The 11430-nt window shown below is 49.1% G+C and carries 12 protein-coding genes; 7 read left to right on the forward strand and 5 right to left on the reverse strand.

What is annotated here, in order from left to right:
- Nucleotides 1–203 precede the first annotated feature (203 nt).
- Nucleotides 204–2567 carry an accessory Sec system translocase SecA2 gene (secA2, locus tag B3G15_RS11850; protein WP_290721218.1) on the forward strand — a complete coding sequence of 788 codons (2364 nt, stop codon included), beginning with the start codon at nt 204–206 and terminating at the stop codon, nt 2565–2567.
- A complete protein-coding gene (locus tag B3G15_RS11855; RefSeq protein ID WP_290721221.1) occupies nt 2551–3312 on the forward strand; it encodes an SLAP domain-containing protein in 762 nt (253 codons plus the stop codon). The genes secA2 and B3G15_RS11855 overlap by 17 nt, the downstream gene beginning before the upstream one ends.
- A gap of 38 nt (nt 3313–3350) precedes the next feature.
- Here the strand turns inward: B3G15_RS11855 and B3G15_RS11860 are convergent, their stop codons facing one another.
- Nucleotides 3351–3683: an Asp23/Gls24 family envelope stress response protein gene (locus tag B3G15_RS11860; RefSeq protein ID WP_029342549.1), complete on the reverse strand. Its 333-nt coding sequence runs from the start codon at nt 3681–3683 to the stop codon at nt 3351–3353.
- Between the two features lie 57 nt (nt 3684–3740).
- Nucleotides 3741–4802 (reverse strand): acyltransferase family protein, encoded by a 1062-nt coding sequence (locus B3G15_RS11865; protein ID WP_069940948.1) that lies wholly within the window; start codon nt 4800–4802, stop codon nt 3741–3743.
- Between the two features lie 42 nt (nt 4803–4844).
- On the opposite strand from B3G15_RS11865, the gene B3G15_RS11870 reads away from it, so the two are divergent.
- Both B3G15_RS11870 and B3G15_RS11875 read left to right on the forward strand, forming a co-directional pair.
- Nucleotides 4845–5585 (forward strand): SGNH/GDSL hydrolase family protein, encoded by a 741-nt coding sequence (locus B3G15_RS11870; RefSeq protein ID WP_050678748.1) that lies wholly within the window; start codon nt 4845–4847, stop codon nt 5583–5585.
- Nucleotides 5586–5917: 332 nt separating this feature from the next.
- Nucleotides 5918–6385, forward strand: a complete 468-nt coding sequence (locus B3G15_RS11875) for a hypothetical protein (protein ID WP_290721232.1) — start codon at nt 5918–5920, stop codon at nt 6383–6385.
- Nucleotides 6386–6445: 60 nt separating this feature from the next.
- On the opposite strand, the gene B3G15_RS11880 is transcribed toward B3G15_RS11875, so the two are convergent.
- Together B3G15_RS11880 and B3G15_RS11885 are read right to left on the reverse strand one after the other, a co-directional pair.
- The gene (locus tag B3G15_RS11880) at nt 6446–7042 is read right to left on the reverse strand and encodes an alpha/beta hydrolase (RefSeq protein WP_290721235.1); all 597 of its coding nucleotides are present in this window, start codon (nt 7040–7042) and stop codon (nt 6446–6448) included.
- Nucleotides 7039–7977 (reverse strand): VOC family protein, encoded by a 939-nt coding sequence (locus B3G15_RS11885; protein WP_290721237.1) that lies wholly within the window; start codon nt 7975–7977, stop codon nt 7039–7041. The genes B3G15_RS11880 and B3G15_RS11885 overlap by 4 nt, the downstream gene beginning before the upstream one ends.
- 178 nt (nt 7978–8155) lie before the next feature.
- Between B3G15_RS11885 and B3G15_RS11890 the strand changes: the two genes are divergently transcribed.
- The 3 genes from B3G15_RS11890 to B3G15_RS11900 all read left to right on the forward strand — a co-directional run bounded on the left by B3G15_RS11890 (nt 8156) and on the right by B3G15_RS11900 (nt 10733).
- The gene (locus B3G15_RS11890; protein ID WP_064299374.1) at nt 8156–9049 is read left to right on the forward strand and encodes an ABC transporter ATP-binding protein; all 894 of its coding nucleotides are present in this window, start codon (nt 8156–8158) and stop codon (nt 9047–9049) included.
- On the forward strand, nt 9039–10238 hold the full coding sequence (locus tag B3G15_RS11895; protein ID WP_290721242.1) for an ABC transporter permease: 1200 nt from the start codon (nt 9039–9041) through the stop codon (nt 10236–10238). Before B3G15_RS11890 ends, B3G15_RS11895 begins: the two co-directional genes overlap by 11 nt.
- Before the next feature lie 66 nt (nt 10239–10304).
- Nucleotides 10305–10733, forward strand: a complete 429-nt coding sequence (locus tag B3G15_RS11900) for a hypothetical protein (RefSeq protein ID WP_029342557.1) — start codon at nt 10305–10307, stop codon at nt 10731–10733.
- Between the two features lie 49 nt (nt 10734–10782).
- On the opposite strand, the gene B3G15_RS11905 is transcribed toward B3G15_RS11900, so the two are convergent.
- Nucleotides 10783–11412: a helix-turn-helix domain-containing protein gene (locus B3G15_RS11905; RefSeq protein WP_029342558.1), complete on the reverse strand. Its 630-nt coding sequence runs from the start codon at nt 11410–11412 to the stop codon at nt 10783–10785.
- Nucleotides 11413–11430 lie beyond the last annotated feature (18 nt).

The raw sequence follows: 11430 nt of genomic DNA on the forward strand, positions 1-11430 counted from the left end.
TTATGAATAATTTTACTGGTTCTTCCGAATCTTTGCAAGCGTTATCAAATATTTCTGATTTTCTATTTTTAAGCGTGAAACATGTTTATTTTGATAACGCTTTCAATTTTAAGGGAATGTTTTACTTATTTCGTTCTTTACTATTCGTTTTACATTTTTTAACTGCTATAATGAATCTCATAGCATATGAGGGAGTGACGAAGATGTTTCAACGTGTTAAACAGTTGTTGAATGATCAAAGTCGAAGAATTCATCGTTATGAGAAAATCGTAACGACGATCAATAGCCTAGAACGAGAAATGGAACAAACATCCGACCAAGCGTTACGTGAATTGACCGCCTCATTACGTGAGCGGCTACAAGCCGGGGAACGAATCGATGCGATCACACCAATGGCATTCGCCCTTGTCCGAGAAGCGAGTAAACGAACGATTGGCTTACGGCATTACGACGTGCAGCTCATGGGCGGTCTGGCATTACTTGAAGGACAAATCGCTGAGATGGCGACCGGTGAAGGAAAGACGCTCGTTGCTTCACTCGCGAGCTTCACTCAGGCGCTTCATGGAAAAGGTGTTCACGTCATTACCGTCAATGAGTATCTGGCACAGCGCGATGCTGAGCAAATCGGTCAGATTCACCGCTTTTTAGGGTTGCAGGTCGGAATCAATTCAGCTGAAGCTACGTTTGAGGAAAAACGGATTGCCTACGCAGCGGATATTACATACGGTGTCGGAACTGAATTCGGATTCGATTACCTGCGTGATCATCTGATCATGGAGCCGACGGAACGTCTGCAACGTCCGCTTCATTTCGCCTTGATCGACGAAATCGATAGCATTTTAATCGATGAAGCGAAAACGCCACTCATTATGGCGGAACGAGACAGTGTCCACGAAGGGTTACAACAACTCGTCCGTCATGTCGTCCAGACGTTCGAAGACGAGCGGGATTATACGTTCGACGAAGAGATCAAAGCTGTCGCCTTGACTGACCAGGGGATCGAGACGATTGAAGAGGCGTTTGCGATCGATCATCTGTTTGCTGCTGAGCACTCCGTCCTTTTCCATTACGTCATTCAAGCCTTACGTGCTCATGTCGTTCTCAAGCGAGATGTCGACTATATCGTCAAGGATCAAAAAATCGCGCTCGTCGACCTCTTCACGGGTCGTCTGATGGAAGGACGCAGTCTATCCGACGGGTTACATCAGGCACTTGAAGCAAAAGAAGGTGTTCCCGTCACGGAAGAGAACCGGACGACGGCACAAATCACGATTCAGCATTATTTCCGTCTTTATCATCAGGTGGCAGGAATGACGGGTACAGCGGCGACGTCACGGGAGGAGTTTCAAAAGACGTACGGGATGGATGTCGTGACGATTCCATCGAACCGTCCGAAAATCCGGATCGATGCGGAGGACGTCATCTTTGCGACGCGTGACAAAAAATTAGAAGCGATCGCGCTGGCGACGAAATCGGCACACGTCACGGGACGACCAGTTCTGATCGGTACTTCGTCGATTGAACAATCCTTACGCGTCGCGAAGACACTTGATACACATGAACTCACCTACGAGATCCTGAACGCAAAAACCGTCGATCAGGAAGTCCGGATCATCGCTTCAGCCGGACAAGCCGGTCGAATCACGATCGCCACGAACATGGCAGGTCGCGGAACGGATATCTTACTTGATGAAACGGCACAACAACAAGGCGGTTTGTTCGTCATCGGAACCGAACGCCATGAATCGATCCGGATCGATAACCAACTCCGTGGTCGGGCAGGTCGCCAAGGCGATCCCGGATTGACGCAATTTTATCTCTCACTCGAAGATGAACTGCCTCGTCGTTTCGCGCGCGACCGTCTCGCACGCGTGCAACAAAAAGTACGGGATGCTTCCGGTCCATTGGCTTCACGTGACGTTCGGGATTTATTGCAGTTCGCTCAGTCGACGTGTGAATCCGTCAATCGGAGTGTTCGAGATGAACTCGTCCAGCTCGAAGAAGTCATCAGCGAACAACGGCAAGCAATCTATCATCTCCGCAACAGAATCGTTGATGCGACGTCACTCGAAGACATCGTCCAACCGTTTGCCGGACGTGTCTTGCCGTCGATCATCGACCAAACGCTTTCTGACGATCTCGTCCCGGAAGAATGGCCGCTGGCTCTCGTCACGACGGAAATCGAGCAACTGTTGCATCAACCGGTCACGTTAGAACGATTGGAAACGATCGACGAGATGAAACGCCAACTTGAACCGCTGATTGCTGACACCGAAGCCTTACTCGTTGCCCATGTTGCAGCTGAAAAAGAGACCGTCAAACGCTTCATCCTCCTTGCACTCGATGAGCAATGGACGCGCCACTTAACAGCCATGAACAGCTTAAAAGAAGGAATCCACCTCCGGAGTTACGGACAAGAGCAACCGGTCCGCATCTTTGAGCGAGAAGGCATGGACTACTTCGAATATGCCATTGCGAGTTTTGAAAAGCAGGTTCTTTCTGGCATCTGCCGCGCCGAACAGACATACGATAGCGAAGGAGAACTGCATCATGCACACGTCGAATGAAGTGTTTCGTCCCCCACTCTACTTCACGGAGGACATGCCGATCGTCAAGGAAGACGAATACGTCTTTCGTCACGTCGCGAAACAACTACCTGAGTTACAGGTCAATCAGATGGCGATCCATCTGTTTCAAGTCTTATCGCGCCGTCCGCTTCAAGTCATCGCCTTGTTCCAAAATACGTTGTCTCGGTCGTTCCACCTGAATGATCTCGTCGTCCTTGCACTCTCCGGTGACGAACTCGTCGCTCGGAAAGTCCTCAGTATCGAAGAAGTTCCCGTCATACTCCCGATGGCGACGTTGCCGCTCTGGTTGACGTTTGAAGAAGACGACTGTTTCGTCGACCTCGAGCAGTTGACGGAGCCATTGCAGCTTGTCTTCTCAAGTGAGACACTGACTGAGCTGTTCATCGAAGACGACTTCACGGAATCGGAACGACGCATCATCCGTCAAGTCGCTTATTCGCACCCGACACCTCCAGCAGATGGCTGGTCGTTATTACCGGTCTCAATCATGCGCGAGCCGGATACTGTGACCGCGACCGTCCTCGTCCGTAATGCCAGCGATCAGACACTGACGCTTGAGGCGCTGGCGTTCGAATTGATGGATGACGAGACGCCACTCGCAGACGTCATCCATCCTGGATTGTCCTTACCCGCTCATAGCCAACATGCGATTCGTCTCTGTTTCACCTGCACCGCAACAGACGTCCCTGCATTCGGTCTCCGTTATCTTCCTCCCTCTTCCTAAAAAAACGTCTCGGCACACAAGATGCCGAGACGTTTTACTTATCCTTTTAAAAGTCCGATGACGCGGACGTTGATCGCTTTTGGTTGGAACGCAAGCATGTTTTCCATGTCTTGCGCAATCCGTTCTTGGACTTTTCCAGCTGTCTTGATGATCGACATGCCGTATTTGATATGCACGGACAGACTGACCGTGATGTCGCCGCCGACATCTTCGACTTTTACGAGTTTGACCATCTGTTTTTCCTGCAGTTTCGAATCATCTGCTGTAAAGGCGATGCCTTCCGTTTCTTGAACAGCTACCCCTGCGATGACCTCGATGACTTGTTGCGAGACGTTCACGACACCGTCCGCATTATTTAAATTATATGACATACCTTCCACGCCCTTCGTCTAGTAATCCATCTATCTTAAAGTGTAATGCATTCCGCCTTATTTTGAAAGGTCTTCCCGTTTCTCGACGATCGGGCGAATGTCAATCTCAATCAAAGGACGGAGGACACGGACGACGAGTGGGTGTATGATGATACCAACGATCAACAAGGCGACGCCAATCATGATCAGTAAAGCGAGCCACGGTTGCGGTACGAATGCATCCGTCACATATTGACGCCACGCCATGACGAAGAAGACATGGAGTAGATAGACGTAGAGGCTGAGTTCCCCAGCTCGTGTGATGAGCGGAAGACGACGCATCGGGATCAACATCATGAAACCGAGCGAGGCCGCGATCGACAAGACATAGATGACGCTATGCTTGAGTACACCAATCCACGTGTCACTGTCATACTGTTCAGCGTACGGGAAACGATGCTTGAAGGCATTCGCGAAATCGACGATCTCTTGCGGTGTGTCACGCCACGCCTCGAACAATAAGAAGCCCATGACGGCTGCGAACGTCACACCACCAATCAAGCGGACGTTCATTCGACGCTTGAAGTTCTTCGGCATCTCGAAGATGCGGATGAATTCGTGTTCCGATAGATAGTTCCCGAGCAAGAAATACGGATAGAACATGATCAACTTCCGAAGTGCCAAGAATCCCGTGTTCTCGAGTTCAAATCCATACAGCAAGGCGAAGGCAAGACCGAACCAGACATATCCACGCAAGTGAACGACATACGGCGTCACGATATACCAGACGACCATGACGAACAGATACCAAAGTGCCCAGTAGGGACGTAGGAGATGCGTACCGATGTTTTCACCAGAAAAGAGCGGCATTCCTTCTCCAAGCGTCGCCCAAGATCCAATTAAGATTTGCCAGACACAGTAGACGGCAAATAGTTGGATGACACGTAGATACTTGTTTTCGCGGAAGAAATAACCGCTTAAAATAATGAATAATGGCATATGAAACGAGTAAATCAACAGATAAACCGTCTCAAGCAACTTTCCGTCATAATCAAACCGTAAATCCGTCAGCATGTGACCAATGACGACGAAAATGACAAGAAAACCTTTGATATTATCAAACCACGGATTCCGATTCATGTTACACTACCCCTTATACTCCCTCGAAAGGAACGAATGTTTATGAAAAAGACACTTCTGATTCTATCTGTCGTCTTGAACGTCGTTCTCCTTGCATTGTTACTGGGACGTAAACCGCTCGAACTATTCGAAAGCGTCTTACCTGCAACGAGTACGACTCCAGTCACGACCTTCCAATACGATAAGAACCCGAACTATGTCCGTCTGAATAGTCTATTCCATACTTATCAATACCCAAAATCAGCGAACGCTGTCATGTTAGGCGACTCGATGACGAATTTTGCTGATTGGCGTATCTTGATGGAAGACCCGACGATCGTGAATTTCGGGATTCCTGGTGATACGACAGAAGGCTTTTTGACCCGACTCGACTTGATCATCGAGATGAAACCAAAACGCGTCTTCCTGATGGGTGGTATCAATGATATTCGTCACTATACACCGATTCCGCAAATCACTGAGAACATGACGACGATTGTGACGACACTTCGAAAAAATAACATCGACGTCGTCATTCAGTCAACCGTTCCTGTCGCACCGAAGTATTCGGATTCCGTCCGAATCAATCGGGACGTCGAAGCGTTGAACCGAAATTTACAAAACCTTGCTCAATCGGTGGATGTTCCATTTGTTGATCTACGACCTGTCTTGACGAATAAACAGGGATACCTGCAAAATCGGATGACGTACGATGGACTCCATCTCGTCGGTGGCGGTTACCTGCGCTGGAGTGATGCGCTGAAACCCTATGCGCTGAAAACCGATTTGACAGCAAATAACTAAACGAAAAAGCGGCTCATCCCGATTTCCGGGATGAGCCGCTTTCGATTATTAGTCTTCTTGGTTTTTGACACCCATGTACGCTGCGACGCTCGATGCTGAGAAAACTGCAACGGCAACGATACCGACAGCAATCCAAATCACTTGATCCATCATTTCTTTATATCCCCCTTTATGTAACCGTTCACTTCTACATTTAGCGTACACGAATTTCGTCAAGAAAGAAACACATTTTCCATGTCTAATGACTAGACGATTCGGGAAAAAGTAACTATAGTAGAAGGACAACTACAAATTGTCAGAAAATTCGATTATTTAACAAGGAGGTGTTTCTGATGGCCACTTCATTGCTTACGCCGAAAGTGACGTTACGACATCGAAGTACTCTCAACTTTGGATATTGGCTTGTCATCGGATGCATAGGATGGGGGATGCTTGCCCTCGTCACGAATGTTGGTACTATTATTAGTCGTCTTCCTTTATATGAAAGCATTCCCCTCGCCATCCTTGTACTTGCCCTCACAGGTGTCGTACTAAAAATGGCGCGTGACGAGTGGTGGATTCGTTATCTTGAACGTCAGACCCAGTATTACATCGGACACGAAACCGTGACCGGTTGGTGTACCACGATTGATAGCATGTGGCTGATCCGTAAGACGATGCGCCGTGAACTTCGCCTGCTCTACCGGCAGCTTGCGCAGACGAAAGCATCGGAAGAAGTGAAACAGACGCTCGCCCTCCAGCTCGTCGAGCGTGGTGTGCTCATCGTCTATTCTCGACCAAAAAGTGATCATCCTGCTTGAAACGAAAAGAGGACTGCCCCATCATCTTCTATGAAAGAAGGAGATGGGACAGCCCTTTTTTTAATATTTCAGCCAATCCGTTGCCGTTTCAATCGTTGGCATGACCAGTTGGTGACCATGATTCGACCACGTGACGTCGACTGATGCACCGGCTTGCTTCAAGAGTGCTGATAATTCTTCCGTTTCCTGAGCCGGACAGATTGGGTCATTGCTTCCAGCGCCGATGAAGACGCGCACGTCTGATAAGTCAGGTAACGTCACACCACGACGTGGTACCATCGGATGCAACAGAATCGCTTGTTTGAACAAGGCTTCTTCGAACAACATATTCGCCGCGATGTTCGCCCCGTTCGAGTATCCGACTGGAATCAGACGATCGAGCGCAAAGTCACGCTCCGCTGCCTGATCACGTAAAAACTGAATTAAACGCGCTGTCCGTAAAGCGAGGTCTTCTTCATCGAAGACGCCTTCCGCAAGTCGTTTGAAGAATCGTGGCATCCCGTTTTCCGAGACCTCCCCGCGGACGGACAAGTAGCCTGCTTCCGAATCGAGCAACGAGACGAGTCCGACGAGATCTTGTTCCGTTCCGCCTGTGCCATGTAAGAATAAAAAGATCGGTGCGTCTGCTGTTTTTGGTGCTTGGTATAAATGAATCATACGAGTCTCCCCTTCGGTACAGTAATAGGTGTTACATGATTTGTGATCGCCGTACGATGTGCTTCGAATTGTTCCGGTAACTTCAAGTCTTCTCCGAGCATCTCGAACGCTTCATCGATTGCGAATCCTGGATTATCGGTCGCAATTTCATGGAGGATCCGACCGCGGTCATGGAAATAGATCGATGTGAAGTAATTGCGGTCCTTCACTTCAGTCGTCAGCAAACCGAACGCGTTGATGGCGTTCATCCAGTCGAGTTGTTCCTTTTGATTCGTTGCCCGCCACGCGATATGGTGAACCGTTCCAGTTCCCGGACGACCGACTGGCATTTGACCATGAACGACGTCAACGACATTCCCGAACTCGCCTTCTGCGATATATCGGTCAACGGTTTCAGTCCGTTTGCTGAGTGTCAGTCCGAATGTGTCTGTCAGTAATTTTGCTGTGTCTGATGGATCCCGTGATAGTAACGTCGCTCCCGCGAACCCTTTGATCGCGACCTCACGTGTGATGCCGTCGATTTCATAGCGACTGTCAGGTCCTGCCTCGCGTTCGACGAGTTCAATTTGAAGACCATGTGGATCTTCGAAGGCGATCTGCTGCTCTCCGAATCGAACCGTCTCTACAAACGAGACGTTTTTTTCTGTCAGCCGCGCTTTCCAAAAATCTGCTGCACCGACCGGAATCGCGTAAGCTGTCGTTCCGACTTGTCCGGCACCGACCTGTCCTTTTGCCATGCCTTTAAACGGAAAGAACGTGATGATCGTTCCCGGTGCTCCGGATTCGTTCCCAAAATAGAAGTGGTATGTTCCTGGATCATCGAAGTTGACCGTTTTTTTGACGAATCGTAGTCCGAGAATAGTACCGTAAAAATCGAGATTTTCTTGTGGATCGCCGACCATTGCTGAGATATGATGAATGCCTTGCGTTTTCATATGATGCGTTCCTCCTTCAGTCGTATCTATTAACACAATAATAGTAACTAAAGAACAAAAAGTAAACTAATAAGCCTTTCCTCGTTCTTTTCTGGAACCTTTATCCAATTCAAACCGTAGGACACTAGGTAACAATGATACACTTGTCGTGCAACAGACGTCTTTAAAGGAGGTTCTTATGTTAGAAATCAAACACATCACGAAGCGTTTCGGCGATTTTACGGCCGTAGATGCTTTGACGATCGAGGTGCCACGCGGGCAAATCTTTGGTTTGCTTGGTGCGAACGGTGCCGGGAAGACGACGACGTTCCGAATGCTGCTCGGTCTACTGCAACCGACTGAAGGATCGATCACTTGGAACGGAGAGCGCATCCCGACTTCAAAGATTGGATACCTTCCGGAAGAACGAGGGCTGTATCCAAAAGTCCGCGTCGATGAACAACTTTTGTTCCTCGCAGAACTCCGGGATATGAAACGGAAGGATGCGAAACGAGCCTTGACGGAATGGCTCGACTATTTCCAAATTCCGCAGTATGAAAAAATGCGCGTCGAACAACTCTCAAAAGGAAATCAACAAAAAATTCAGTTGATCTCTGCCGTCCTACATAAACCTGAACTGCTGATTTTAGATGAACCATTCAGTGGACTCGATCCGGTCAACGCCGAACAATTAAAACGTGCTGTCAAAAAGTTAACCGTCGACGGAACGACGATCGTCTTCTCAAGTCACCGGATGGATCATGTCGAAGAACTCTGCGAACACGTCGCGATCCTCGATCACGGAAAACCCGTCGTTGCTGGCTATCTCCCTGACATCAAGGCGGGATACGGAAAAACACGTGTCCTCTTGACGACAGATGCTCCACCACTCCTGTGGGATAGCTTGCCAGGTGTCCTACAAGTCGAGTCAGACAACAATGGGCATATCGTCCAAGTCTCTTCAAAAGAAGCGGCTGATCAACTTCTCCAACATATCGTCAGTCAAGGACACCATGTCGATCGTTTCGTCTGGGATCAGTTATCCCTGCAGGATATCTTCATCGAGGAGGTCGGCAAACGTTATGAACCGTAAATTTCTGACTTTATATCGCTTCAATCTACTACAGAAACTGCGTGCTAAAAGTTTTTTGATCTCGACGGTCCTGATGGTCCTGTTCCTCGTCGGCTTCGGCAACATCGAACGGATTCTCGACTGGTTTTCTGGTGACGATCCGAAAGTTGCTCTCGTCAGTGAATTGTCGACCGATCTTCGCCCGGCCTTGAAGAAGGCTGGTGTCACTTCAGACATCACCACGAAGGAATATACGGTCGCACAAGCACGAAAGGCAGTCGACCGCGGAACATTCGATGCTGTGGCAATCGTTCAGGATTCGTATGACGTGACACTCGTCAGTGCTAGTCCTGAGTCTGAATTACAGACACAGGTCACAACGGTCGTCAAACAAGTCCGTGATCAAGCCGTCATCACGGATGCTGAAATCGATCCGAACGTCCTTGCTTCGCTCGCTGAACCTGTTCCTGTCAAACAGGAGTTGACGTCGACAGGTGGGAAAAGTGAGGATGAACTCTTTGCTGCCTCGGCGCTCGTCTATGTGTTGCTGTTCTTGATGTACTTCACGATTGCGATTTACGGTGGGATGATCGTCACGGAAATCGCGAACGAAAAGTCATCCCGCGTCATGGAATTGCTGATTTCAGCAGCGAGTCCGATTCAACATATGCTAGCGAAGATCCTCTCGATCGCGACGGTCAGTCTCGTACAATTATCGATCCTCGTCGGTGTCGGCTACTACAGTGCTCAAAACAGCAGTTTATTCGATCAGTTATCACTCGATTCCTTGAGTGCTCGGACGATCATTTATCTGTTCGTCTTCTTCCTACTCGGATACTTCCTGTACGCGACGCTCCTCGCGGCACTCGGTTCGCTCGTCAGTCGGGTCGAGGATGCGCAGCAAGTGACGTTACCGGTCATCTTGTTGATCGTTGCTGCCTTCATGATTTCGATGTTTAGTCTGAATGCACCGACGAACCAAGCTGTCGTCGTCCTGTCATTCGTGCCGTTCTTCACACCGATGGTCATGTTCCTGCGCGTCATGTTGACCGATGTACCGCTATGGCAAGTGTCAATTTCGCTCATCTTGATGCTGATCAGCATCTCGCTTGCCTTATTCGTCGGAACAAAATTCTATCGGGGTGGTGTTCTGTTCTATGGATCGAATCCACTCAAACAGTTGCGCCGGATCTTAAGCGGTCGCCGGTAACAGTTTACAAGACGAATCGTTTCCGCTATCGTTAGGTGAGAAAAAGCCTTTAGGAGGAACTACGTTATGCGGTCTCGTTTTTGGGCAGCGATCCTTTTCACAGCTGCTGCCATGGTCTCGTCACTTGTCATGTTCACGAAATTCCCGCAAGCGAGTGCGACATGGGAACTCGTCCTTGCCTATGGAGGCATGGCGTTCGTCTCTAGCCTCTTTTGCTGGTCCTTCGTTGCGGTGCGCCGCCATTCTTCTCGTTTATACGGAAGCTGGGTCGGTGTCTTCATCGCCGGATTGACTGTCTTACTCGTCTGTATCGCGCGATTCGTCTTGCGTGGTGATGTGATGATGATTTTCAAATGGCAAGCGATGCTCGGTAGCTTAACTCTCAATTTCGGCTATGTCGGTTGGGTACTCGTCATTGCAAATGCGATCATTGGTTTCATCATCGGTCGGATCCGTCAAAAGACGCGTCGTCCACGCCCGATGCCACAACGTTAATAAAAAGTCGCTGTCTTCTGAACGTCAATCAGAAGACAGCGACTTTTTTTTATTTACGATGGTAGCGGGAACGACTTTTCCGGTCGCTGTAATCCGCATAATAGGTCGAACTGGATAAAGAAACACCGTCCGTCATGCGATCGAGATATTCATCGAGTTGCATCATCGATGGTAATTTATCCTCGAACAACTCATACGTCTCTTCCGCTTGATCGCGTTGCAATTCCCCTGCTTCCATCACGGCTTCGACGAGCTCATGGAAGATCCGTTGCTCGGTCGCACTCATCGTCTGCTCGATCCGTTTAACGTCCTCATCATACATTAAATCAAACAGGCGCATTCGCTCTTCGAGCTGTTCCTCGACCCACGTTCCATCTTGTCCGAGCGTCTGTTCATAAGCAAGCTTCATCTCTTCGAGCGGTGTGTTTTGCTGCATGATGAACTTCAATGACTCCCCCGTCCAGATATGCCGTGCCAAATAACTAGCGTCGATGTTCAAGACGTCCGCCAATGCTTCGATGTAGGGTTTGGTTGGATAGACTTCGCTGAGCTCCGTCCGGCGGATGAAGTATGGTGCGACGCCGAGTCGTTCAGCCAACTGTTCGATCGTAATCCCGGCACGCTCCCGTAAAATACGAATCCGGTCACCGTAACCCCGATATGGTGAATGGTCTAGCATACGATTCCCTCCCTTATT

This window comes from Exiguobacterium sp. UBA1053, assembly GCF_002316465.1.
Taxonomy (GTDB): domain Bacteria; phylum Bacillota; class Bacilli; order Exiguobacteriales; family Exiguobacteriaceae; genus Exiguobacterium_A; species Exiguobacterium_A abrahamii.